Below are 24,076 nucleotides of genomic sequence, written 5' to 3' on the forward strand. Positions count from 1 at the left end.
TTTTTTTTTGGGTTTTTTGTTTTTTTTTGTTTGTTGGTTTGTTGTTCTGGGTTGGGGGGTGGGTTTTTTTTTTTTTGGGTTTTTTTTTTTTTTTTTTTTTTTTTGTTTTTTTTTGTGTTTTTGTGGGGGGGGGGGGGGGGGGGGGGGGCCCGGGCCCCCCCCCCCCGCCCGGGGTGGATCAGTCCTCGGTGAGTGCGTCCATGCCCGCGACCACGCGGGCCAGCAGCTCCAGGAAGGTGCCGCGCTCCTCGACGGAGAGGCCCCCGACCAGTGCCTGCATGCGGGCGAAGTGCTCGGGGGCCAGCTCCCGCAGCCTGTCGGCTCCCCGTGCGGTGAGGATCACGACATTGCCGCGGCCGTCCTCGGTGGACGGTCGGCGGGCCACCAGGCCCTCCCGTTCCAGGCCGTCGACCAGGCCGGTCACGGTCGCCCGGGAGACGCCGAGACTCGCCGCGAGCTGGGAGGGCGATTTCTCGCCGCCGTGGTCCTCCAGGTCCGCCAGCAGCCGGTAGCGGCCGGTGGAGAGGCCGAAGCGGCTGAAGTGCACCTCGCCGGCCTGGCCGAGCCGGGCGCCCGCCGCCATCAGCCGGGTCGCGACCAGGATCGCCTGCGGATCGGCCTCGAGGCCGTAGCGGGCGATCTGGCGGCGGGCCTGGTCGATGCTGGGGGCGGTGGGGCCGCCCTCGGAGTGCTGGGTCACAAGAAGTAATATGGCGCCTAACCTGATCCCCGGTCAAGCGGCGTCGTCGGTCTGTGCTCAGTCGTCGATCTGTGCCCCGGTGGCACGGGGAGCGATCCGTGGCGGCGCCCAGTCCGCGTGCCGCAGGACGGTCCGGACCATCGCACCGGGCGGAGTGAGCCGGATCGCGGCGTTGCGCAGCCCGACCGCCAACGGGTGGGCGAGCTGCTGGCCCATCCGGCCGGCCCGGCGGGCGTCGCGGGCCACGGCCTGGCTGCGCGGGCGGCGGGCCGCGTCGTAACGGACGAGCGCGCCCTCGATCGTCCGGGTCCCGGCGAGCACCGCCGCCAGGGTCACCGCGTCCTCCAGTGCCTGGCAGGCGCCCTGGCCGAGGTGGGGCGTCATGGCGTGCGCCGCGTCGCCGAGCAGCGCGATCCGGCCCGACACGTAGGACGGCAGCGGTGTGGCCAGCTCGTTGACGTCGTGGTGCAGCACCGCCTCCGGCCGGGTCGCGGCCAGCAGCGAGGGGATCGGCTCGTGCCAGCGCGCGAAGCGGCGGCGGACCTCGGTCAGCGGGTCCCGGTAGCGGACCCCGGCCGGGGCGTTCAGGACCGCGTGCCACTCGGCGGTGCCGTCCGGGAAGGCGATGTGGCCGAACTCGGCGCCGTGGCCCCAGGTGATCTCGAAGTCGGCTCCCAGGCCGTCCACCGGGCGCTCGGTGATCGCCCGCAGCACCGTCGAGCCGCTGTGGACCGGCCCGGGGTGTGCGGGGAAGAGTCGGCGACGGAGCCGGCTGTTGATGCCGTCGGCCGCCACCAGGAGATCCGCCTCCAGCGTGGTGCCGCCGACGCCGACCCGGACGCGGGAGGGCCGGGTGGTGTCCACCTCGGTCACCTCGGAGCCGATGACGAGGCAGGTGGCGGGCAGTGCCCCGCGCAGGATGCGGTGCAGGGCCGCGCGGCGTATCCCGACGATCGGGGCGCCCAGCTCGCGCTCCAGCGCCGCGCCGTCCATCGCGGCGAGCCGGCGCCCGTCCGGGGTTCGGGTGCCGCCGGTGTACTGACGGCGGGAGGCCGCCTCGACCGCCTCGCCGACTCCCAGGGCGGCGAGCGCGCGCATCCCGTTGGCGGCCAGGGAGATGCCGGCGCCCGCGTCGTCCAGGACTTCCGCCCGCTCGACCACGGTCACGTCCCACCCCGCCAGCCGTAGCCCGATCGCGGCCGCCAGCCCGCCGATCCCGCCCCCGACCACCACCGCGCTGCTACCGCTCATGCCCGGTCCTTCCCGTGTCGCCGTGCTGTTTTCTACAGCTGTAGAAGGAGCGTACTACGGGGCCGCCGGCGGACGGCCGCGGGGACGTGGAGGGGGCGCCTGGGCGGTCGGGCGAGGTCGGGGCGGCCGGTGGGGCGGCCGGTGGGGTGGCCGGTGGGGTGGCCGGTGGGGTGGCCGGTCCGGGGCGAGGTGGTGCGTAGTTGGTGGCGCGGCCCCGGTAGAAAGGGGGGATGCGGCGAAACGAGGAGCGGAAGCGGGACGATGCGGGGCGGCCGGACCGGCGGACGGTGCTGGCGGACGCCGCGATCGGGGTGCTGGCGGACCTCGGCGTGCGCGGACTGACCCACCGGGCGGTCGACGCGGCGGCCGGGCTGCCGGTCGGAACCACCTCGGCCTACCTGCGGACCCGGCAGGCCCTGCTCACCGCGCTGGTGCGACGGCTGGTGGAGCTGGACCAGGGCGAGCTGGACGCCATGGGGGAGCAGGTGCCGGTCCGCTCCGCGGCGGAACTGTCCGAGGGGATCGCGGAGCTGATGCGCCGCCGGCTTTCCGGTGACGGTCGGCGTCGCTCGCTCGCCCGGTACGCCTGCGCGGTGGAGAGCGTGCGCGATCCCGAGCTGCGCGAGATCCTCGTCCCTCGGGAGAACGCCGGGCGCGCCGCCGTCCGTACGTTCCTCGCCGCCGAGGGCGTGGCCGACCCCGACGGGCGGACGGCCACGCTGCTGGCCTGCGTCGACGGACTGGTCTTCGACCATCTGGTGGGTGCCGGCGAACCCGGGGTGGACGCGATCCAGGGGCTGGTGGCGGCCGCCCTGCGGGGAGCGGCCGCGAGCTGAGCCGCGCCGGGCCGGCCCGCCGGGGAGTCGTCCCGCCGTCCGTCTTCCGGTGTCCGGCCGTCCGTCGTCCGGCCGTCCGTCGTCCGGCCGTCCGTCGTTCCGTCGTGCGATCAGGACTCGCGCCCATGGGGGTGCTTCAGCTCGGCGGCGTAGCCGGCGAGCAGGATGCGCAGGGTGCGGTGGAAGCACTGCTCGGAGTCGAGGCCCTCACCGGTGGCGAAGGCCTGCGCCAGGCCGGGGTAGAGCTCCCGGTCCAGGTCGGCGAACTGTTCGGGCCGGGGTTCGGTGCCCTCGCGGTCGGGCGTCTCGCCGACCTCGCCCAGTGTGTGCCCGATGGTCCACCGGGCGACGGAGTTGAGCACGTCGAGCGCGTCGCCGAGCGGGACGCCGTCCGCGTGGAGCACGGCGATGCCGCGCTCCAGCAGGGCGAGGGCGGCGGGTGTGGCGACCGGGCGGGTGGCCAGCACGGTGAGCATGGCGGGGTGGGCGAGCAGCAGGCGGCGCAGCTCGACGGCGAAGTCCCGGACCACTTCCGTCCACGGGCCGTGGGGCTCGGCGAACAGGCTTCCGGCCGACAGCTCCAGCAGGCGCTCCACCATGCCGTCGAGCAGGGCTGCCTTGCTGGGGACGTAGTAGTAGAGCGTCATGCCCTCGACGCCGAGCGCCGCACCGAGCTTGCGGTTGGAGAGCGCGGCGAGCCCGTGCTCGTCCACATAGGCGAGCGCGGCGTCGACGACCTTCTCACGGGTCAGGCCCGTCCGTGGGCGGGTGCGCCGGGTCGGCATCGGTTCCTCCTTCGCCCGGTGCGCTCGACCGGGGCGGTGCGGCGTGGGCCTCGACAAGTCTTGCAGTGTAAGAAAGCAATACTCGGCGTCAACTTCTTGCACTGCAAGAAAAACTCCCGGAGGGGGTGTCGCGCAGGTCGTCGACGAGGACGACCTGTCGCGTCCGGTCACGCAATAGTGGCGCTCCCGGCGCGTCGGCCGCCCGGGGTTATCCGTCCCTCGGCGGCCTGTCGAACCCGGGACGGCTGACGGTCGATCGGTGAACAGGATGACGAGACATCAGGTCAATCAACCGTCAAGTTGGTTCATTCACAGAATATTTCGCCGCGTGTTCTGCGCCGGACGGATGATTTACGCAGCTCCCAGGTCTTCCCAGGGAGATCTCCGGCTGACAGGCTGGGGCCGCCCTTTCAGTACGGAGGAGGTTCCTTGTCCCGCATATCCACGCTGGCCGGAGCGGTCACCTGCGCTCTCGCTCTTGTCACCGGCACTGCCGTCGCCGCGTCGGCGGCGCCCATCGACCAGTCCCCGAGCCTGGTCGAGGCGAAGGTCGACCCTGTTGCCTGGACGCCGTGCAACCCCGACCCGACCAAGCCGGACCCCGGCATCTACGACTGCGCCGTCTACCCCGTGCCGCTGGACTACGACAACCCGTCGGGTGAGAAGGTCGGCATCGCCATGATGCGGCGGCGGGCGAGCGACCCGTCGAAGCGGATCGGCTCGCTGTTCCTCAACCCCGGCGGCCCGGGCGGCAGTGGTTACCTGTGGGCGACGACCTCCCGTTTCGGTGCCGAGGTGCAGTCCAAGTTCGACCTGGTCGGCTTCGACCCGCGCGGCGTGGCCCGGAGCAACCCGCTCAAGTGCTTCAAGACCCAGGAGGACGCCGACGCGGTCACCAACCGCATGGTCGGCGTGCCGGTCACCAAGGCCGAGATCGACGAGACGCTCGACGCGGACCAGGACTACACCGACGCGTGCAGCAAGAACGCCGGCCCGCTGATCGAGCACATGTCGACCATCAACGTGGTGCGCGACCTCGACCGTATGCGCCGCGCCGTCGGTGACTCCCAGCTCACCTTCGCCGGGTTCTCCTACGGCACCCTGATCGGTTCGACGTACGCCAACATGTACCCGAACAAGGTCCGCGCGATCATCGTCGACGGCAACGTCGACCCGAACCTGCGCCTGCACAACGGTCTGGAGTACGACCGCCAGCGGGCGAACGGCTTCGAGATCGCCCTGGACGAGTTCCTCAAGCGCTGCCAGGCCGCCGGCGCCCCGCGCTGCGCCTTCGGCGAGGGCGACACCCGGGCCAAGTTCGACCAGCTCCGCGACCACCTGCGGACCAGCCCGATCACGCTGCCGAACGGTTCCCAGGTGACCCTGAGCAGCTTCACCGGGGAGGTGGCCAGCGCGCTGTACTCGCAGGCCAAGCTGGCCCCGCTGGCCAAGTCGCTCCAGGCGACCTACCAGGTGTTCCAGAAGCCGGCCGCGACCGCCCTGCTGGCCCCGCAGGCGAACGTCTCGGAGGAGGACGCCAACCTGCTCTCGGTGGAGGTCCCGCGGACGGCGCTGCGGGAGGCCCCGGTCGATTCCGAGTACACCGCGGACGACTCCTACCTGGCCGTCAACTGCCAGGACAAGCCGTACCCCTCCAACGACCGGGTGTTCGCGAACGCGGCCAAGGCCTGGGAGAAGGACATGCCGACCTTCGGCCGCTACCAGGCCTTCGACGCGCCCGCGTGCGCGAGCTGGCCGGCCCCGGCCCGGGACGCCGAGCGCTTCTCCGGCCCGTGGAACAAGAAGACCTCCAACACCGTGATGGTGATCGGCAACCTCTACGACCCGGCCACCCAGTACAAGTTCGCCCAGCGGATGCAGCAGGAGCTGAGCAACGCGGTGCTGGTCAGCGTCGACTCGATCGAGCACTGCGCCGTGGGCCGCAGCAAGGCGCTGAACCAGCTGGTCACCCGCTACCTGGTGGACGGCACCGCGCCGGCGCCCGGCCAGCTGCTGAAGCCGGACGCGGAGATCTTCCCGGCGGTCTGACGGAACGGCCCCCGGTGACTCGGGGGAGGAGTTGACGATCGTGGTGGTCGGCGGTGCTGCCGGCCACCACGATCGTGCTTTCCGGACGCCTTCCCGGAGAGCCGGGAAGGCTCGGAGAACGCGGCGGTGGATCGTCATCGAACCTCCGGTGGAGCGGATTCCTGCGAGTCGTCGGCGACCGTAGCCCGTGCCACTGACAATCGGGTCCCGATGCGACGGCTGAGGTCAGAGCCGGGATGGGTCAACGAAAATGACGTACTGTCACACTATTCAATAACAAATTCCCACGGTCGAATATCCGTGTTAGCGTGCGGGCCGCCGGCTTCTCTCGAACTCGGGAAGGTGGGGACGGCCCATGCAGGACGAATTCCCCCGGCGGGGTTTCCCGGGCGGTGCCGGTGCGGCGGCCGCCGGGATCACCGTCGGCTCCACGGGAGCGGCGACCGAGGGCGCGCGCCGGGAGCCGCCGAAGGGGCGATCGGTGTTGCCGGGCGATCCCCGGTACCAGACCCTCGCCCAGGGCTTCAACCAGCGCTGGAGCAGCTGCCCCTCCTCCATCCGGCTGGTGGGCGACGAGGCGGACGCGGTCGCCGAGCTGAACCGCGCGCTGGACGGCGGGCTTCGGCCGACGGTCCGCGGCGGCGGACACTGCTACGAGGGTTTCGTCGACAACGACCGGGGCGTCATCCTCGACCTCAGCACGATGCGCGGCGTCGCCGCCTCGACCGACAAGTTCGGCCGGCCCACGTACGGCGTCGAGGGCGGCGCCACCAACTGGGACGTCTACACCACGCTCTTCCGCGAGTTCGCCGTCACCGTTCCCGCCGGGTCCTGCTACTCGGTCGGCGCGGGCGGGCACGTCTGCGGCGGCGGGTACGGCCTGCTCTCCCGGCGGCACGGGCTCACCGTGGACCACCTCGTCCAGGTCGACGTGGTCACGGTCCGGGGCGGCCGCGCGGTGGTGACGCAGGCGCACCGCGAGGACGCGCCGGGCTCACCCGAGCAGGACCTCTTCTGGGCGCACACCGGTGGCGGAGGCGGGAACTTCGGGGTGGTGCTGCGGTACCACTTCGCACCGGACGTGCCGCAGCCGCCGCCCCGGGTCTGGCTGAGCAGCGTGGCCTGGCCCTGGGCCGAACTGCGCCGGCGGCCCGAGGACTTCGAGACCCTGGTGGCCAACTTCGGGGCCTTCATGGCCGAGTACAGCGGCCCGCGCGAGCCGGTGTACCAGGGGCTGTTCGCCATCCTCAAACTCACCCACCACTCCAACGGGAACGTCGTCCTGTTCAGTCAGTGGGACGGCGAGGACCCGGGCCCGCTCGACGCCTTCGTGGCGGCGGTCGAACAGGGGATGACGACGCGCTCGGGGGTGCAGACCAGGGCGGCCGGCGGGCTGTTCCTGCCCTACCCGGACAAGCGGCGCCAGATGCCCTGGTTCCAGGCGACCATGACGCTCAACCCCTCGGGCGACAACCAGCGCGGCAAGTACAAGTCGGCCTACCACCGGGAGCCGTTCTCGCCGGAGCAGATCGCCGCCTTCTGGGAATGGCTGGTGCGGGACGTGGAGGGGGCGGACCTCTCGAACACGCTGGTCCAGATCGACTCCTACGGCTGCCGGATCAACACCCGGCGTCCCGAGGAGACGGCCGTCCCGCAGCGCGACTCGATCATGAAGCTGCAGTACCAGACGTACTGGACGGACCCGGCCGAGGACGAGGAGCACCTGGCCTACCTGAGCGGGCTGTACCGCGACGTCTACCGGGGGACGGGCGGAGTTCCGGAGGTCGACACCGCGACGGACGGTGCCTACGTCAACTACCCGGACGTCGATCTGGGCACCGCCGACCAGCCCGACCCGGCCTACCCCCGCCTGTACTACAAGGACAACTACCCACGACTGCAACGCACCAAGGCTCACTGGGACGGGGAGGAGGTGTTCCACCACGCCCAGTCGATCATCCCGGCCGGGCCCTGAGCCCGAGCGCCGGTGCTCCGGAGGGCTCTCGGCGCCCCCGGAGACGGGCCGGTGCCCGGAGGCGTGGGAAGGCGCCCCGCATCCCCACGCCCGTGACACGGCCCCGGGCCCGCTCCGCTGAGCGGCCTGCGCTGCTAAGCGGCTCTCTCCGCTAGGCGGCCCGCTCCGCCTCCTCCTCCATGATCCGTCCGTCCCGGACCTCGATCACCCGGTCGGCGAGTCCCATCAGCGTCGGGTCATGGGTGGCGACCAGCACCGTGACGCCCTCGCTGCGCACCACCGCGCGCAGCAGCTCCATGATCGAGCGGCCGGTCTCCGAGTCCAGCTGGCCGGTCGGCTCGTCGGCGATGATCAGGCTGGGCTCGTTGGCCAGTGCGCGGGCGATGGCGACGCGCTGCTGCTGGCCGCCGGAGAGCTCGCCGGGGCGCTGGTTGGCGTGGTCGGCCAGGCCGACCAGGGCGAGCAGGGTGTGGGCGCGCTCCTCGCGTTCGGCGGCCGGGGCCTTGCGCAGCCGCATCGGTACGCCGACGTTCTCGGCGGCGGTGAGCATCGGGATCAGCCCGAAGGACTGGAAGACGAAGCCGATCCGCTCCCGCCGCAGGGCGAGCCGACCGTCCTCGTCCAGACTGGCGAGGTCGATGCCGTCCAGTGCGATGCTGCCGCCGGTCGGGGTGTCCAGGCCGCCGACCAGGTTGAGCAGGGTGGTCTTGCCGGAGCCGGAGCGGCCCTTGAGCGCGGCCAGTTCGCCGCGCCCGACGGTGAACGACACGCCGCGCAGGGCGTGCACGGCCCGCTCGCCGGTGCCGAAGCTCCGGCGGAGGTCGGTCACGGCCACCATCGGCGTGATGGTGCTGTCGGCGGTGGCGGCCTGATGCTGCGTCATGCGGCGTCCCCCTGTGGGCGTGGCGGCCCGGTTCCGTCCGGGTCCCGTCCGGGTCTACGGATATGTCTGCTCCGGTGGTTCACGTTCCCGGGCGGGAATCCGAGAAAGACGGCCTCCCGGGTCAATGGAGCGCGCCGAAGCCAGATTTGTGAAGTGTGCATGGCATTCAAGTGGGGCATCCCCGGCCCGGATGCTACCAATGAAAGGAATTTGCTCATTGCCTACTTGATTCGCGCAAGTCCCTTCCGTTCCTCGATCGAATCTGACAGCATCGTCCGCTATCCGGCGACCGATTGCCGGTGATCACTGCGCCGGTGCGCTCGCGATGTGTCCGTCTGTGGCCGATTTGTGCTCGGAACGGATCGATGAGCGGGGCCCGGGGATGCAACCGGGGATGTAAATCCGGGGGAGGAACTTGATGCTGGGCTTCGTCGTGCGCCGACTGCGCGGGCGAGTGCCGCTGGCTGCCGCCGTCCTGCTTGCGGTGCTGATCACCACGTCCGTGCTGACCGCCTTGGTGGCCTTCAACAGCAGCGTCGGTGAAGCCGGCCTGCGGCAGGCGCTCCAAGGGCCCGGTCACGCCCGGACCACGGTGGCGGTGACCGGCGAGCACGGACGCGACCAGCGGACCAAGGACGAGGCGGCGCTCGCCGCCTACCGGCAGAAGCTCTTCGGCGATCTGCCCGTGCACACCGACAGTCTGACGCGCAGTCGCTCCTACAGCCTGCCGCCGGCCCCCGGCAACGCCGCCGACGGCACCGCGGCGGGCGGCAGCGCGGGCACCGCCCCCGCTCAGGCCCCCGGCGCCCCCGCCCCCACCTCCCAGGCCCCCACCTCCCAGGCCCCCGGCACCCAGACCACCGGAGCCCAGCTCGACCTCACGGTCCTCGCCGACCTCGACCGTGCCCGGGTCCAACTGCTGGCCGGCGCCTGGCCGGGCGCCGCCACCGGGCCGGTCCAGTCCGCCGCCCCGGAGGCCGCCGTCCCGCAGAGCCTGCTGCGCCGGCTCGGCCTGACCGAGCAGGCTCTGCCCGCCGAGGTCCGGCTCGTCGACCGGAGCGACAGCAAGCCGCTGACCGTCCGGATCACCGGCGTCTACCGGGCCACCGACCCGGCCGCCCCGTACTGGCGGATCGATCCGGTCGGCGGCCACGAGATCGAGGTCGGCGGATTCACCACCTACGGCCCGATGATGGTCGACCAGAGCGCCTTCAGCACGGCCGGTCTGATGCAGAGCGGCCGCGGCTGGTCGCTGGACGCCGACTTCTCCGGCACCGACCGGGCCACCGCGCAGGCCGTCGGCGACCGCGCCCGGGGCCTCTCCGAGGACCTGCGGAGCACCGCCTCGCTCGGCGTGAAGACCGAGCTGTCCGACATCATGCGCGAGCTGTCCGACAGCATGGTGGTCGCCCGGTCCACCCTGCTGATCGGTGCCCTCCAGCTGGCCGTCCTCGCCGCGGCGGCCCTGCTGCTGGTCGTCCACCTGATCGCCGCACGGCAGGAGTCCGAGAACGAGATGCTCGCCGCGCGCGGCGCCTCGGCCTTCCGGCTCGGCTCCTTCACCGCCCTGGAGTCGCTGCTGCTGGCCCTGCCCGCAGCGGTGTTCGCGCCGCTGCTGACCCCGTTCCTGGTCCGCGCGCTGGCCGGCCTCGGCAGCTCCCACCAGGTCACCCTGGAGACCGGCATCAGCTGGTCGCTCTGGCCGGTGGCCGTGGTCTGCGCGTTCACCTGCATCCTGCTGGCCACCGTGCCCAGCGTGGTGCGCGGCGTCGGCGCGGCCCTGCGCCGCCGGGCCGGCCGCCGCCAGGCCGTGGTCTCCGGCATCGCCCGCAACGGCGGCGACCTCGCCGTGCTCGCCCTGGCCGCACTCGCCTACCAGCAGCTCGACCAGTACGGCGGCGGACTGTCCCCCGACTCCACCGGCCGGCTCGACGTGGACCTGCTGCTGGTCGCCACCCCGACCCTCGCCCTGTGCGCCGGCACCCTGGTGGTGCTGCGGCTGCTCCCGCTCGTCGCCCGGCTCGGCGCCGGCGCGGCGGCCCGCGGCCGCGGCCTCGGGCCCGCCATGGTCGGCTGGCAGCTGGCCCGCCGGCCCGGCCGCGCCACCGGCCCCGTCCTGCTGCTCGTCATGGCCGTGGCCACCGGCGTCCTGGCGCTCGGCCAGCACGCCACCTGGACCTCCTCCCAGCGCGACCAGGCCGCCTTCACCACGGCCGGCGGGCTGCGCATCTCCGGCTCGCACAACGCCCCGATGGGCCAGGGCGGCCGCTACGGCAGCCTGCCCGGCGGCGACCGGATCGTCCCGGTGGTGCGCGACGAACAGCCGCTGCAGAACGGCACCGGTCAGCTGCTGGCCGTCGACGCCGCCACCTTCGGCGAGCGCGTCCCGGTCCGATCCGACCTGCTCGGCGGCAAGACCGGCCCGGAGGTCTTCGGCACGCTCGCCGCCCCCGCCCCGGCCGGCATCGCGCTGCCCGGCCGCCCGCTGCGGATCGACGCCGACGTCACGGTGAACCAGACGGTCCAGACCGCGTCGTACGGCAGCCCGGTCCACCCCGAGGTCCGCCTGCTGCTGCGCGACCGTTTCGGCCTGGTCCACAAGGTCCCGTTCGGGGAACTCCCGCTGAACGGCGATGCCCGCTCCTCGATCAGGCTCGGCGCGCTGGTCGACGCCCCGGTGGGCTCGGTCGCCGCCCCGCTGAGCGTGGTCGGCGCGACCGTCGCCTTCGGCGACCGCAGCGAGGGCGAGGTCACCGTGCGGAGCCTGGCCGTCTCGGAGACCGCCGACGGACCGTCCACCGCCGTCCCCGTGCCGGCCGGCACCGGCTGGAGCCTCAAGCCCCCGCCGCCGCGCAACGGCGGCACGGCCACCCCGCCGGTGGCCGCGCTCGCCTCCGAAGCCGCCACCGCCGACAGCCTGTTCACGGTCCGCTACCACTCCGCCCGCGGCATCGGCGAGTCGGTGCGCGCCGTGCTGACCCCGACCGGGACACCGCTCCCGGCCGCCGTCAACGGCGTCGCCACCCGCGACTACCTGAAGGCCGTCGGAGCCTCCGTCGGCGACACCCTCCAGATGCCGTTCAGCGGCGTCGTCGTCCCGGTCAAGGTGACCGGCGTGGTCGAGGCCGTACCGGTGGTCGGCCGACAGGCCCTGGTGCTGGACCTCGGCACCGTCGCCCGGGCGCTGGCCGTCCAGGACCGCAACCTGCCCTCCCGCATCGAATGGTGGCTGCCCGCCACCGGGCCGGGCGACCGCGCCCCGGCCGAGGCCGCCGCCGCCCTGCGCGGCGCCCCAGGGAGCCAGGACCTCGCGCTCTACGACGAGGTCGCCGAGGGGCTCCTCGGCGACCCGGTCGGCGCCGCCCCGCAGAGCGCGCTGATGGCCATCGCGATCGTCACCGCCGTCCTCGCCGCGATCGGCTTCGCCGCCGCGGTGGCCGGCTCCGCCCACGAGCGCTCCCGGGACTCCGCGCTGCTGCTCGCCCTGGGCGCCCCGCGCAAGCAGGTCACCCGCACCGTCGCCGCCGAGAACGCGGTGCTGGTCGGCCTCGGCGGGATCGTCGGCCTGGCCCTCGGTGCCCTGCTCGTGCGGCTGATCGTGCCCTTCGTGGTGCTGACCCCGGCCGCCCGCCGCCCGGTGCCCGAGGCCCTGGTCGAGCTGCCGTTCGGTCAGGCGCTGCTGTTCGCGGCCGCGATCGCCGTCGTCCCGCTGCTGTCGGCCTTCCTGATCGGGCGCCGGCGTCGAGACGTGGCCTCCCGGCTGCGCCACGTGGAGGAGATGTGACCACCCAGGCCGGCACCCGCGTGCCCATCCCCGACCGGCCCGCGCCCGGACCCGCCCGGGCCCACCGGCCCGCGCCCTGGGTCCGCACCCGGCTGCGCGCGATGCCGCTGGCCGCGCTGCTCACCGCGGCGCTCGCGTTCGTCACCGTCTTCCTGGCGGCGGCCTTCCCCCGCATCGCGGACCGGGGCGCGGACACCGCGCTCCAGGAGTTCACCCGCGGCCTGGGCGCCAACGTCACCAACCTGGAGATCACCTCGGCGACGGCCCCCGGAGACACCGCCGCCAACCTCGACGACGTGCGGCAGAAGCTCGCCGCGCAGATCGGGCGGCAGCTGCCGCTGAGCCCGTCCGGCGAGGTCCACGGCACCCGGACCAAGACCGGGCGCCAGATGTTCAACCCGGGGTTCACCCGGCTCTCCGACAACGCCACCCCGGCGCTCGGCCTGTACTACCTGCACGGCCTCGCCGACCGGGTGACCCTGACCGCGGGCACCTGGCCGGGCCCCGCCCCGACCGACGGCCCGCTGCCGGTCGTGCTGAGCCGGCAGGCCGCCGAGGCCATCAACATCAAGATCGGCGACGTCATCGAGAGCGGCACCGACGGACCGGTCCAGCTGCGCAGCACCGTCGTCGGCCTCTACCAGGTCAACGATCCCCAGGACCCGTTCTGGGAGGGGCTCGGCTGCCCGACCCGGGCCTGCCTGGGCCTGAAGGGCGACGACGCGTGGTACTGGACCAGCGGCTTCGTCGACGGCGGCAGCCTGGCCGCGCTGGGCCGCTGGGGATCGGCCGGCCAGAACTTCTGGCGACTGCCCGTCGAGCCCGGCTCGCTGCGCGCCGACCAGCTCGACCAGACCCGTGCGACCCTCGGCTCGTACACGGCCGGCCCCGGTATGACCGCCCTGATCGACACGACCCTGCGGGCCGACCTGCACGCCACCTCGCTGCTGCCGGACGTCCTCGTCCGGGCCACCGCCCGCTACCAGGCCGCGGCCCCGCTGGGCGCCATCGGGCCGGCCGGCGTCGCCGGCGTCGCGGTCGTGGTGCTCTGTCTGGCCGCGGCGCTCAGCACGGACCGGCGCACCGCCGAGATCCGGCTGCTCCAGGCCCGTGGCGCCTCACGCAGCGGAGTGCTGCTGCGGCTGCTCGGCGAGGGCGCGGTGACGGTGCTGCCCGCCGCGGTGCTCGGCACGGCCCTCGCGCTGGTGCTGCTGCCGACCCCGCGCTGGGGCAACCCGGTGCTGCTGGCACTCGCCGTGACCCTGCTCGCGATCCTGGCCTTCCCGACCCGGGCCGCGCGGCTCTGGGCCCGCCCGCGGGCGGCCGGCGGTTGGCGCCGGGTGATCGGCGAACTCGCCGTGCTGGCCGTCACCGCCGCCGCCGTGGCCGAGGTCCGCCGTCGTGGCGTCGGCCACTCCGGCGGTGGCGTGGACCCGCTGCTGGTGGCCGCCCCGCTGCTGCTCGCCGTCTCCGGCGGCCTGCTGCTGGCGCGGATCGAACCGGTCGTGGTCGGCTGGCTGGCCGCCCTCGCCGGCCGCGGCCGCGGGCTGGTCGGATTCCTCGGCCTGGTCCGGGCCGCGCGCGACGACTCGGGCCGGCGCCGGCCCTCCGCGCTGCCCCTGCTCGCCCTGCTGATCGCCGTCACGGCCACCGGCTTCGGCGCCACCGTGCTCTCCGCGGTGGACCAGTCCCGGTCGCGTGCCGCGCGCGTCACCGTCGGCGGCGACGTGTCCGTCAGCATCCCGATCTACGCGAGCCTGCCGGAGGCCTTCACCAAGTCGGCCGGTGAACTGCCCGGCGTCCGGGCCGCGACCGGCGCCTGGATCGAGGAGCGGGCCACCTTCATCGGCGGCGACCGGGAGACCACCGACGCCATCCTGGTGGTGGTCGATCCCGACGCCTACGCGGAGATCTCCCGCACCGTCGGCGTCGGCGAGTACGACCCGGCCAAGCTGACCACCGCCCCGGGTGGCAAGGACGGTGCCGTGCCCGCGTTGTTCAGCCGGGACCTGGCCAAGCGCCTGACCCCGGGGGCACCGCAGGTGCGCACGCCCAGCGGCAGCCAGATGGCCACCAGCGTCGCCGGGGTCGTCAGCGCCACGCCCGCCCTGCCGGACCCCGGCAAGCCCTTCGTCGTGGTGCCGGCCGGCCCCGCCACGGAGCACCTGCCGGAGCTCAAGCGGGCGACCAAGGTGAACAAGTGGTTCGCGGTCGGCGACGTCGACCCGGACCGGGTCCGCGCCCTGCTGATGGAGCGCGGCCTCGGCGGCGGCGCGCAGCTGGGGCGCGTCGGCAAACTCATCGAGGACGAGGCCAAGGCCGCGGGGAAGACCTCCGGCGGGCTGCCCCCCGGGTACGCGGTGCACAGCAGCCGCGAGAAGCTCACCGAGCTGGCCGCCGACCCGGTGCAGCACGCCGCCGGACGGCTGTTCTGGTACGCGGGCTTCGCCGCCGCCGGGTTCGCCCTGCTGGCCGTGCTGCTGACGCTGCTGCGGGCCGCGCCGGACCGCACCGCGGTGCTCGCCCGGCTGCGCACCATGGGCCTGCGGCCCCGGCAGGGCCTGGCGCTGATCGTCGCCGAGGCGCTGCCGCAGACCCTGGCGGCGGCCGTCGGCGGCGGCCTGGTCGCCCTGGCCGCGGTCGCGCTGCTCGGGGGCGCCTTCGACCTCTCGGCCCTGGTCGGAGCCACGGTCGCCGAGACCCTGTCTCCGGCGGTGATGCCGGTGCTGTTGCCCACCGTCGGTCTGACCCTGGTGGTCGGCCTCGGCGTGGTGGTGGAGACGCTGATCGCCGGCCGGCGCCAGATCGCCACCGAACTGCGGGCGGGGGAGCGGCAGTGAGGCCGGGAACGATGGCACCCAGAAGCGTGGCCGTGAGGCCGGGAACGGCGGCGCCCGGCAGTACGGCCCTGAGGGTGGAGACAGCGGGCGCCGGCGGCACGGAAGGCAGGTCGCGGCCGGCGGCCGGGAGCGGTGCACGGGCCGTGACAGCGGCCCGGGGCGCCGGGACAGTGGAGAGCGGTGCGTTGAAGCAGACAGTCGAGACAGGAGACGAGCGGTGAAGAGCACTCCCCAGGAGCGGACGGTCGTCGAGGCCCCCAGCCTCCAGGAGCTCCAGCAGCGGGCCCTCGCCGCCGCCTCGCCCAAGGCGTACGGCGAGGGAGCGGCCATCGTCTGCGACCGGTTGGTCCGGATCTTCAGCGCCGAGGGGGTCGAGGTCCAGGCGCTCCAGGGCCTGGAACTGACCATCCGGCAGGGCGATCTGGTCGCCCTGGTCGGTGCCTCGGGCAGCGGCAAGTCCACCCTGCTCACCATCCTCGCCGGGCTGGACGTGCCGACCGCCGGCACCGCCACCGTGGCCGGCTGCGACCTGCTGGAGATGTCGGTCAAGGAGCGGTTGCGCTACCGGCGCGAGGTGGTCGGCTTCATCTGGCAGCAGACCGCGCGCAACCTGCTGCCGTTCCTCACCGCCGCCGAGAACATCGCGCTGCCGATGCAGCTGCGCGGCCGTCGCTCCGGCGCCGCCGGGGCGAAGCAGCAGGCGGCCCGGGTGGCCGAGCTGATGGAGGCGCTGGAGATCGGCGAGCTCGCCCACCGCAAGCCCAACGAGCTGTCCGGCGGACAGCAGCAGCGGGTGGCGATCGCGGTGGCGATGGCCAACAACCCGCCGGTGCTGCTGGCCGACGAGCCCACCGGCGAGCTGGACTCGGAGACCGCCGGGATCATCTTCGAGTCCTTCCGCACCGTCAACCGCGAACTGGGCGCGACCGTCGTGATCGTCACCCACGACCCGATGGTCGCGGGCGAGGTCCGTCGCACGGTCGCGATCCGGGACGGACGGACGGCCAGCGAGGTGCTGCGCCGGACCGTGACGGACGAGCACGGCGAGGAGTCGGTGAACGAGCGCGAGTACGTGATGCTGGACCGCAGCGGCCGGGTGCAGCTGCCGGTCAAGTTCCTGGAGTCGCTCGGCATGGAGCACCGGGTGGCGGTCGACCTCGCGGCCGACCACATCGAGGTCCGGCCGGACGACATCGCCGGGCACTGAGCCGGGGCGCGCACGGCTCGGAAGCGCGCGCCTGTCCATAGCGCGCACCGGCCGGGAGCGCGCCGGGCCCGGAGAGCGCCGGGCCCGGGAGGCGGCCGCCGCCTCCCGGGCCGGTCGGCCGGTCAGCCGTCGCCGCCCATCCGCTGGAAGAGGCCGCTGCCCTCGGCGTCGGTGCGGAGGTCGGGCGGCGCCTCCTCCGCGGCGCGGTCGCCGCGCGAGGTGGCGGTGCAGAGCGCGAAGACGATCAGGGCACTGGCCGCCACGGCGAGGATGCCCAGCGCGGTCAGGACGCGTAGCCAGGTCAAGGTAGTGCCTCCTGGGGGACGGTGCGGCCCGCACTGACGCGCACGCCGCCACCGGGGATGTGTCGGCAGGTCGGGCCGCGCGATCGAGTGCCCACGGACGGTTCTTCCCGCCGGTTGGTGCACGAGAGATCACCGGCGTTGGCGCTCGAGGCACTCGTGGGGCGCGTCAGGCCCCCTCGCGCGCCCCCGCGGTGGCGGCAGCCCGTCCGGTCCGGCCGTCCACCTGGGCCCGCAGGGCGGCGAGGTCCGGCTTCCCGAGTCCGTTCAGGGGTATCGCGGGCAGCAGCAGGAGCGTGTCGGGGGCGCACCGGCCGAGTCCGCGCGCCCGGCACCACCGGTGCAGCTGCTCGGCCGTCAGCGGCGAGCCGGGGGCGAGGGCGACGGCGGCGTGCACCCGGTCCAGGCGGTCCGGGTCGGTGGTCGTGAACATCACCGCCTCCCGGACGTCCGGGTGGGTGCGCAGCGGCTCCTCGATCTCGCGGGGGAACACATTGTGCCCCTCGACGATCGCCATCGGGTCCCGCCGCCCGGCCACCGTCAGATAGCCCGCCGCGTCCAGGCTGCCCAGGTCGCCGGTGTGCAGCCAGCCGTCCCGGAGCACCCGCTCGGTCAGCTCCGGGTCGCGCCAGTAGCCGGCCATCGCGGTCGGCGTGCGGACACAGATCTCCCCGGTCCGGTCCACGGGCAGCTCGACGCCGTCCTCGTCCAGGATGCGCAGTCCGGTGTCCGGGAACGGCCGGCCGGCGGTGGTCAGCAGCCGCGGCGCCAGGTGCTCGTCCGGGCTCAGCCGGGCGACCGGCCCGCACTCCGTCAGGCTGTAGGTCTGGTGCAGCACCCGGCCCAGCCGCCGGGTCGCCTCGGCGAGGCGCCGCGGCGAGGCCGCGCAGCCGGTGTAGCCGACCCGGCGCAGGCTGCCGGTGTCGGTCGTGGGCAGCAGCGGGTGGTCCAGCAGCCGGTACAGCAGGTGCGGCGGCAGGTACATCCGGGACACCCGGTGCCGCTCGACCGCCGCCAGCACGGCCCCGGCGTCGAACCCGTCCTGCATCACCACGGTGCCGCCCGCGGCCAGCGCCAGGTCCGCCGTGGTGCCGCCGCCGTGGCACAACGGGGTGCACAGCAGGAACACCGAGCCGGACAGCAGCGGCGGGCGCGGCGGGCGGGCGAAGCGGCGCAGCACCCCCTTCGGGCGCCCCGTGGTGCCGCCGGTGAACCGCACCGCCATCACGTCCTCGGGACGGTACCGCGGTTCGAGTGGCGCGGGGGAGCAGGCCGCGGCGAGGCCCAGCAGGTCCGTGCCGAGCCCGAACGGCGAGGGGCCCAGGGAGAACAGGGCGGCCGAGGGCACGGCCCGCGCGATCCCCTCGGCCGCCGACGCGCACCGGAGCGGGTCGAAGACCAGCGCGGAGGTTCCCGCGAACTCCGCCAGCGCCACCTGCTCCGCGACCGGGCCGTCCGGGAACGGCATCGCGACCCGGCAGCCCAGCAGGTTCGCGGCCAGCCGCACCAGCAGCGCCTCCGGCCGGTTCCCGGCCAGCACCGTCACGCCGTCCCCGCGCCGGAGCCCGGCCCGCTCCAGCGCCCGGGCGGTGCGGTGGACCTGGTCCAGGCACCGTTGCCCGCTCCACGCCTCACCCCCGGACCGGATCGCCACCCGGGCGGGATCGCGCGCCAGCCCGTCCAGCACCAGCGCGGTGTACGTCGGAGCCGCCTCCGCCATGGCCCGCCTCCTGTCTGACGGGGCGTCAGCCTAGTGGATCCGGCCCCACGGGTGCACCGCGGGTGACCGGTGCCCCACCGGCACCGGCGCGCGGGCGGGGCCAGCCGTCGTCGGGGACGGGGTTGTTGTTAGGGTTCCCGGTCGGACGTGAACGGGGGCTCGGACTGGTGGGCGGCAGGGCGGACGCGGTCGTGGCGCCGCGCGGAGTGGTCGATCTGCGGGGCGAGGCCGGGACGGGCTTCGTCACCGCCTACCCGGCCGACGCCGTCGTGGTGGTGTCCGGGCTGCCCGGGGCCGGGAAGAGCACGCTGCTGCGGCGCTGGTCGGGGGCGGGGCCGGAGCCGGGGACGGTCCGGGCGGTGGACCCGCGTGCGGTGCACGAGGCCTGCGAGGCGGTGATGCCCGCCGCCCTCCCGTACGCGGTGTACCGGCCGTGGGCCCGGCTGGAGCACTTCCGGCTGTTGCGTTCCTCGGTGCGCGGCGGCGGTCCGCTGCTGGTGCACGACTGCGGCAGCCGGGCCTGGATGCGGCGCTGGCTCGCCCGCGAGGCGGGCCGCCAAGGCCGCGAACTGCACCTGGTGCTGCTGGACGTCGGCGCCGCCACCGCGCTGGACGGCCAGCGGGCCCGCGGCCGGCGCGCCTCCGCCAGGGTCTTCGCCCGTCATCGCCGCGGCCTGGAGCGGCTGCTGGCCGCCTTCACCCGGCACGTGCGCTCCGGCGGCGCGATGCCGACGCCGGAGGCCTCGTCGGTGCTGCTGCTGGACGCGGTCTCCCGCTCCCGCGCCGATGCGGTCCGCTTCGGGGCGGCGGGCTGACCGTCAGTGGTGGGCCCGGCGTTCGGCCTCCGCATGCCACCAGGCGGGCGGGGAAGCGCCGGTGACGGCCGCGGACGCCTGTCCGGGGTGCAGCCCGAGCGGGCGCAGGGCATCGGCGCGGACCCGGACGTCGAACCAGCCGTGCCAGCGGCCGTCCGGGCCGACTCCGCAGATCAGGTCGAAGCGCACCGCGTCCGCCTCGAAGGGCATCCAGTCGACGCCCCGGTCACGCAGTCAAGCGCGGACGGTGGCCTGCGGGGTCGGGCGGCCGGCCAGGTTCTCGTACGAGGCGACGGTGATCCACTCGTCGGGTTCGCTCATGCGGCCATCCTGCCATCGCGTCGGCCGGGGATCGTCGGCCGGGAAGCACCGCCCGGGAGCACCGGCGAGAACCGGCCTACTGGGGACCATGATCGTCGGATCGGCCCACGGCCGTGCCCGGCACTGCCAGACTGGGGCTGGCAGAGTCCGTTACGGAGAGAGGCCACACCCCGCATGTCCAGCAGCGCCGCCGTCGAGAATCCGTGGTTCCGCAGGTTCAACCCGTCCGACTCCGCGCCCGCCCGGATCGTGATCTTCCCGCACGCCGGCGGCTCGGCCAGCTACTACATGGAGTACGCCAACGCGCTGGCGCCGCACGCCGACGTGCTCGCCGTCCAGTACCCGGGCCGGCAGAACCGCATCGCCGAGCCGACGATCGGCTCGGTGACCGGGCTCGCCGAGCAGCTCGCCCGGGAACTGCGGGAATGGGCGGACCGGCCGCTCACCTTCTTCGGGCACAGCATGGGCGCGGCCGTGGCCTTCGAGACGGCCCGGTGCTTCGAGCGCGACGGCGTGAAGGGGCCCGACCGGCTGTTCGTCTCGGCCGGCCGGGCGCCCTCTGTGCCCCGGACGACCACGATCCACCAGCTGCCGGACGACGAGCTGCTCGCGGAGATCGCGGCGCTCGGCGGCACCGACGAGCGGGTCCTCGCCATGCCCGCCCTGCGCGAGCTGATCCTGCCGAGCCTGCGGGCCGACTACACGGCCATCGAGACCTATCGCAGCGCCCCGGACGCGACCGTGTCGCTGCCGATCACCGCCCTGGCGGGGGAGTCCGACGCGAACGCCACCGTCGACCAGGTCGGCCAGTGGGAGCGGCACACCACCGGCCCCTTCGACCTGCGGGTCTTCCAGGGCGGGCACTTCTACCTGGCCGACCGGACCACGGACGTGGTGGAGGTGCTCACCGCGCACCTGCGCGGCTGAGCCGGTTCGCGCGGGCGACCGGGGCGGCCGTCCACTGGCGGCCGTCCGCGGGTGGCGGTCGGGCGGCGGCCCAGTGTCGGGCCGACGGCCCGTCGGCGCCGTGAACCGGACACCGGACCGGCCTTCGAACCGATGTGTCCGTACCGGTGCCCGGAGCGCACCCGCTCGACTACTGTGCCTGCTTGACGACCCATCAGTAGATCGCCAGGAGGCAGCCGTGCGCCGGATCGCCATTGTCGGAGCGGGCCAGGCCGGCCTCCAACTCGCGCTCGGGCTGGTGGCGGACGGGTACCGGGTGACGCTGGTCGCCGAGCGCACCCCGGAGCAGCTGCGCGGCGGCCGGGTGCTGTCCACCCAGGCGATGTTCGGCCCCGCACTGCGGATCGAGGCGGCGGCCGGGCTGGACCTCTGGGCGGACCGCGCGCCGTCCGTCTCCTCGGTGGAGGCGGTGCTGGCGGCGCCTCCGGGCGTGCGCGCGCTGGAGTACACCATGACGCTGGACGAGCCCGCCCAGTCGGTGGACCAGCGGCTCAAGCTGGCCGGCTGGCTGGAGCTGCTGGCCGAGCGCGGCGGCGAGATCGAGTACCGCACGCTGGACCGGGATGCACTGCACGAGCTGGCCCGGCGGCACGAGCTGACCGTGGTCGCGGCCGGACGCGGCGGTCTGTCCGGGATCTTCGAGCGCGACGCCGCCCGCTCGCCCTTCGACCGGCCGCAGCGGGCACTGTCCTGCCTGTACGCCCACGGCGTCGGCTCTCCGGACCCGGCCGCCGGGCCGAGGGCCCGGATGAACGCCCTGCCCGGCCTCGGCGAGCTGTACCTCCAACCGGCGCTCACCCTCTCCGGCCCCTGCGACATCCTGCTCTGGGAGGCGCTCCCCGGCAGCCCGCTGGACGCGTTCGGCGACGCCCCGCCGCCGGACGTCCAACTGGCCCGGATCCGCGAGCTGTTGGCCGAGTACCTGCCGTGGGAGGCCGAGCTCTGGACGGAGGCCGAGCCGACCGACGCCGGGGCCGGACTGTTCGGCGCCGTCACCCCGGTGGTCCGGCGCCCGGTGGCCGAACTCGGCTCGGGCGTGGACGCCGTCCACGTGCTGGGCCTCGGCGACGCGGTGGTGGTGACCGACCCGATCACCGGACAGGGCGCCAACAACGCCGCCCGCGCGGCCGAGGCCTGCCGCCGGGCCGTCGTCGAGCATGGCGACGCCCCGTACACGGCCGACTGGATGTGCCGCACCGCCGAACGCTTCTGGCAGCAACAGTCCCGCCACAGCGTGGAGTTCACGGCCTCGATGCTGACCGTCCCGGACCACGTCCAGGCCGTGTTCGAGGCCGCCGCCGAGCACCCGGAGGTCGGCCGCCGGCTCGCCAACACCTACGCCGAGCCGAGCGACCACGCCGCCTGGCTGGCCACCCCCGAGCTGACCGCCGCCTACCTGGCCTCGGTCGGGGTCTAGCGAATCCGCACTCGCCCCGGACTCGTCCCCGCACTTGCCTCCGGGCCGTCCGCGGGACGACGCTGGAGGGAGGACGGCAACGAGTCCGGGAGGCGTCGCCCGTGGACGGACGCGAGCCCGCGAGCCGGTCCGCCAGCGGGCACCGGAGCGTGCCCCACACGGCCGACCTGCGGATCGAGGCCTGGGCGCCGACGGCCGAGGGCTGCATCGGCGAGCTGGTGCACGCCGTCGTCGCCGCCTTCGCCGACCTCAGCGGCGCGCGGATCGTCGGCGAGCGCGGCTGCACCGTCCTCGCGGTGAGCGACCCGGACCTGCTCGCGGGCGTCCTGGAGGAGGTCGTCTACCGGATGGACGCCGACGGCGAACTGCCGGTGGCGGTGGCGGTCGGCCCGATCGAGGGCCTGGACGGCGCCCGCCGGGTGACGCTCCGCTTCCGGATGGCCGACGCCGCCACGGCCACCCTCGTCGGCGCCGTGCCGAAGGCCGTCTCACTGAACGACCTGGACCTGAGCGCCGGGCCGGACTGCTGGACCTGCGGGGCCACCGTGGACGTCTGAGGCCAGGGTGGCCCCGAGCGCAGCGGACCGGACCGGCGGAACCTGCGGGAGCGGGGTGAGCGGGTGAGCGAGGTGAGCGAGGTGGAGATCGTCCTGGCCGAGGCGGGCCGGAACCGCTGGCGGATCGAGCCGCGCCCGCCGATGCGGGTGCCCGGCGTGGTGTTCGCGAGCGGCGCGCTGCTGCCGCAGGCCGCCGGGGACAAGGCGCTGGAACAGGTGGCGAACGTGGCGACGCTGCCCGGGATCGTCCGCGCCTCCTTCGCGATGCCCGACGTGCACTGGGGCTACGGCTTCCCGATCGGCGGGGTCGCCGCCACCGACGTCGAGCGGGGCGGGGTGGTCTCGCCCGGCGGGGTCGGCTTCGACATCTCCTGCGGGGTCCGGCTGCTGGCGGCCGGCATCAGCCGGGACGAACTCGGCCCCGAGCGGATCGACCGCCTGATGGACCTGCTGGGCCAGACCGTCCCGCGCGGCCTGGGCCGGGGCGGCCTGTGGCGGCTGTCCGGGCCGGAGGAACTGGACGAACTCCTGCTCGGCGGCGCCCGCTACGCCGTCGAGCACGGCCACGGCGTGCCCCGTGACCTGGAACGCTGCGAGGACCGCGGCGTCCTGGCCGGCGCGGCCCCCGGCGAGGTGAGCACCCGGGCCGTCGAGCGCGGCCTGCAGCAGGTCGGCAGCCTCGGCTCGGCCAACCACTTCCTGGAGGTGCAGGCCGTCGACCGGATCCACGACCCGGGGACCGCCGCCGCCTTCGGCCTGCGGCCCGGCCAGGTCTGCGTCATGATCCACTGCGGCTCGCGCGGCCTCGGCCACCAGATCTGCACCGACCACGTCCGCGCCATGGACCGCGAACTGCACCGTTACCGGATCGAGATCCCCGACCGCCAGCTCGCCTGCACCCCGGTCGACTCCCCGCGCGGCCGCGCCTACCTCGGCGCCATGACCGCCGCCGCCAACTACGGCCGGGCCAACCGGCAGCTGCTCTCCGAGGCGGCCCGCCGCGCCTTCGCCACCGCGCTCGGAGTCGGACTGGAACTGGTCTACGACATCTCCCACAACCTCGCCAAACTGGAGACCCACGAGGTGGACGGCGAACCCCGGACACTGTGCGTGCACCGCAAGGGCGCCACCCGGGCCCTGCCGCCCGGCGACCCCGACCTTCCCGCCGACCTGACGGAGGCCGGGCAGCCCGTGCTGGTGCCGGGCACCATGGGCACCGCCTCCTACGTCATGGTCGGCCTGCCCGGCAACGAGGCCTTCCGCTCCGCCTGCCACGGCGCCGGGCGGGTGCTGAGCCGCCACCAGGCGCTGCGCACCGTGCGCGGCGAACGGCTGAAGAGCGAGCTGGAGGCGCAGGGCATCGCGGTCCGGCCGGCGTCCTGGCGGGCACTGGCCGAGGAGACACCCGAGGCGTACAAGGACGTCGACGCGGTGGCCGCCGTCACCGAGGCCGCCGGGCTCGCCCGCCAGGTCGCCCGGCTGGTGCCGCTGGGCGTCTGCAAGGGGTGAGTGCGGGCGGGCAGGGGTGAGCACGGGGCGAGCACGGGGTGAGTTCGCCGCACGGATCCGGGCGCGTCCCTCGACTCGCCCCGCCGGGCGCGCTTGGATGTCGGACGCACTCGGATGTCGGACGCGACCGTCAGCCGAGCGCATCCGTCCAGGAGGTGG

The 24,076-nt window shown here is 74.3% G+C and carries 18 protein-coding genes; 11 read left to right on the plus strand and 7 right to left on the minus strand.

Going from position 1 to position 24,076, the window contains the following annotated elements; genetic code table 11:
* Window positions 1–178 precede the first annotated feature (178 nt).
* Both ABZ449_RS34985 and ABZ449_RS34990 read right to left on the minus strand, forming a co-directional pair.
* Entirely contained in the window at window positions 179–700 is a 522-nt protein-coding gene (locus ABZ449_RS34985) for a MarR family transcriptional regulator (RefSeq protein WP_360354162.1), read from the minus strand.
* A 57-nt stretch (window positions 701–757) separates the two neighbouring features.
* Window positions 758–1,951 carry an FAD-dependent monooxygenase gene (locus ABZ449_RS34990; protein WP_360354164.1) on the minus strand — a complete coding sequence of 398 codons (1,194 nt, stop codon included), beginning with the start codon at window positions 1,949–1,951 and terminating at the stop codon, window positions 758–760.
* A 230-nt stretch (window positions 1,952–2,181) separates the two neighbouring features.
* On the opposite strand from ABZ449_RS34990, the gene ABZ449_RS34995 reads away from it, so the two are divergent.
* The gene (locus ABZ449_RS34995) at window positions 2,182–2,787 is read left to right on the plus strand and encodes a TetR family transcriptional regulator C-terminal domain-containing protein (protein WP_360354166.1); all 606 of its coding nucleotides are present in this window, start codon (window positions 2,182–2,184) and stop codon (window positions 2,785–2,787) included.
* A gap of 110 nt (window positions 2,788–2,897) precedes the next feature.
* Here the strand turns inward: ABZ449_RS34995 and ABZ449_RS35000 are convergent, their stop codons facing one another.
* A complete protein-coding gene (locus ABZ449_RS35000; RefSeq protein WP_360354168.1) occupies window positions 2,898–3,572 on the minus strand; it encodes a TetR/AcrR family transcriptional regulator C-terminal domain-containing protein in 675 nt (224 codons plus the stop codon).
* Between the two features lie 429 nt (window positions 3,573–4,001).
* Here ABZ449_RS35000 and ABZ449_RS35005 point away from each other — a divergent pair, with 429 nt between their 5' ends.
* Together ABZ449_RS35005 and ABZ449_RS35010 are read left to right on the plus strand one after the other, a co-directional pair.
* Window positions 4,002–5,621, plus strand: a complete 1,620-nt coding sequence (locus tag ABZ449_RS35005) for an alpha/beta hydrolase (RefSeq protein ID WP_360354170.1) — start codon at window positions 4,002–4,004, stop codon at window positions 5,619–5,621.
* Window positions 5,622–5,976: 355 nt separating this feature from the next.
* On the plus strand, window positions 5,977–7,596 hold the full coding sequence (locus tag ABZ449_RS35010) for a BBE domain-containing protein (RefSeq protein WP_360354172.1): 1,620 nt from the start codon (window positions 5,977–5,979) through the stop codon (window positions 7,594–7,596).
* A gap of 151 nt (window positions 7,597–7,747) precedes the next feature.
* Here ABZ449_RS35010 and ABZ449_RS35015 read toward each other — a convergent pair whose 3' ends face one another.
* Window positions 7,748–8,479, minus strand: a complete 732-nt coding sequence (locus ABZ449_RS35015; protein WP_360354174.1) for an ABC transporter ATP-binding protein — start codon at window positions 8,477–8,479, stop codon at window positions 7,748–7,750.
* A gap of 418 nt (window positions 8,480–8,897) precedes the next feature.
* Between ABZ449_RS35015 and ABZ449_RS35020 the strand changes: the two genes are divergently transcribed.
* The 3 genes from ABZ449_RS35020 to ABZ449_RS35030 all read left to right on the plus strand — a co-directional run bounded on the left by ABZ449_RS35020 (window position 8,898) and on the right by ABZ449_RS35030 (window position 16,310).
* Complete coding sequence (locus ABZ449_RS35020; protein ID WP_360354176.1) at window positions 8,898–12,263, plus strand: ABC transporter permease; 3,366 nt, start codon at window positions 8,898–8,900, stop codon at window positions 12,261–12,263.
* The gene (locus ABZ449_RS35025; protein WP_360354178.1) at window positions 12,260–15,103 is read left to right on the plus strand and encodes an FtsX-like permease family protein; all 2,844 of its coding nucleotides are present in this window, start codon (window positions 12,260–12,262) and stop codon (window positions 15,101–15,103) included. Before ABZ449_RS35020 ends, ABZ449_RS35025 begins: the two co-directional genes overlap by 4 nt.
* A 217-nt stretch (window positions 15,104–15,320) precedes the next feature.
* Window positions 15,321–16,310, plus strand: a complete 990-nt coding sequence (locus ABZ449_RS35030) for an ABC transporter ATP-binding protein (RefSeq protein ID WP_360354180.1) — start codon at window positions 15,321–15,323, stop codon at window positions 16,308–16,310.
* Between the two features lie 122 nt (window positions 16,311–16,432).
* Here ABZ449_RS35030 and ABZ449_RS35035 read toward each other — a convergent pair whose 3' ends face one another.
* Window positions 16,433–16,615, minus strand: coding sequence for a hypothetical protein (locus ABZ449_RS35035; protein ID WP_360354182.1), 183 nt, complete (start codon window positions 16,613–16,615; stop codon window positions 16,433–16,435).
* Window positions 16,616–16,781: 166 nt separating this feature from the next.
* Window positions 16,782–18,332 (minus strand): AMP-binding protein, encoded by a 1,551-nt coding sequence (locus ABZ449_RS35040; protein WP_360354184.1) that lies wholly within the window; start codon window positions 18,330–18,332, stop codon window positions 16,782–16,784.
* 191 nt (window positions 18,333–18,523) lie between these two features.
* Between ABZ449_RS35040 and ABZ449_RS35045 the strand changes: the two genes are divergently transcribed.
* On the plus strand, window positions 18,524–19,147 hold the full coding sequence (locus tag ABZ449_RS35045) for an AAA family ATPase (RefSeq protein ID WP_360354186.1): 624 nt from the start codon (window positions 18,524–18,526) through the stop codon (window positions 19,145–19,147).
* Window positions 19,148–19,150: 3 nt separating this feature from the next.
* Here ABZ449_RS35045 and ABZ449_RS35050 read toward each other — a convergent pair whose 3' ends face one another.
* Window positions 19,151–19,357, minus strand: a complete 207-nt coding sequence (locus ABZ449_RS35050) for a hypothetical protein (protein WP_360354188.1) — start codon at window positions 19,355–19,357, stop codon at window positions 19,151–19,153.
* A gap of 285 nt (window positions 19,358–19,642) precedes the next feature.
* Between ABZ449_RS35050 and ABZ449_RS35055 the strand changes: the two genes are divergently transcribed.
* The 4 genes from ABZ449_RS35055 (at window position 19,643) to ABZ449_RS35070 (ending at window position 23,917) form a co-directional block, all read left to right on the plus strand.
* Window positions 19,643–20,395: an alpha/beta fold hydrolase gene (locus ABZ449_RS35055; RefSeq protein ID WP_360354190.1), complete on the plus strand. Its 753-nt coding sequence runs from the start codon at window positions 19,643–19,645 to the stop codon at window positions 20,393–20,395.
* 217 nt (window positions 20,396–20,612) lie between these two features.
* A complete protein-coding gene (locus ABZ449_RS35060) occupies window positions 20,613–21,851 on the plus strand; it encodes a styrene monooxygenase/indole monooxygenase family protein (protein ID WP_360354192.1) in 1,239 nt (412 codons plus the stop codon).
* Window positions 21,852–22,000: 149 nt separating this feature from the next.
* On the plus strand, window positions 22,001–22,408 hold the full coding sequence (locus tag ABZ449_RS35065; protein WP_360354194.1) for an archease: 408 nt from the start codon (window positions 22,001–22,003) through the stop codon (window positions 22,406–22,408).
* A 63-nt stretch (window positions 22,409–22,471) separates the two neighbouring features.
* Window positions 22,472–23,917, plus strand: a complete 1,446-nt coding sequence (locus tag ABZ449_RS35070) for an RtcB family protein (RefSeq protein ID WP_360354196.1) — start codon at window positions 22,472–22,474, stop codon at window positions 23,915–23,917.
* The last annotated feature ends 159 nt before the right edge of the window (window positions 23,918–24,076 follow it).

This window comes from Kitasatospora sp. NPDC005856 (assembly GCF_040629945.1).
In the GTDB taxonomy this organism is placed as follows: domain Bacteria; phylum Actinomycetota; class Actinomycetes; order Streptomycetales; family Streptomycetaceae; genus Kitasatospora.

Bases quoted from the DNA above. Each gene is read 5' to 3' on its own strand.
- ABZ449_RS34990 (WP_360354164.1), bottom strand. From the start codon at position 1,951: ATGAGCGGTAGCAGCGCGGTGGTGGTCGGGGGCGGGATCGGCGGGCTG.
- ABZ449_RS34995 (WP_360354166.1), top strand. From the start codon at position 2,182: ATGCGGCGAAACGAGGAGCGGAAGCGGGACGATGCGGGGCGGCCGGAC.
- ABZ449_RS35000 (WP_360354168.1), bottom strand. From the start codon at position 3,572: ATGCCGACCCGGCGCACCCGCCCACGGACGGGCCTGACCCGTGAGAAG.
- ABZ449_RS35010 (WP_360354172.1), top strand. From the start codon at position 5,977: ATGCAGGACGAATTCCCCCGGCGGGGTTTCCCGGGCGGTGCCGGTGCG.
- ABZ449_RS35015 (WP_360354174.1), bottom strand. From the start codon at position 8,479: ATGACGCAGCATCAGGCCGCCACCGCCGACAGCACCATCACGCCGATG.
- ABZ449_RS35020 (WP_360354176.1), top strand. From the start codon at position 8,898: ATGCTGGGCTTCGTCGTGCGCCGACTGCGCGGGCGAGTGCCGCTGGCT.
- ABZ449_RS35040 (WP_360354184.1), bottom strand. From the start codon at position 18,332: ATGGCGGAGGCGGCTCCGACGTACACCGCGCTGGTGCTGGACGGGCTG.
- ABZ449_RS35050 (WP_360354188.1), bottom strand. From the start codon at position 19,357: ATGCCCTTCGAGGCGGACGCGGTGCGCTTCGACCTGATCTGCGGAGTC.
- ABZ449_RS35055 (WP_360354190.1), top strand. From the start codon at position 19,643: ATGTCCAGCAGCGCCGCCGTCGAGAATCCGTGGTTCCGCAGGTTCAAC.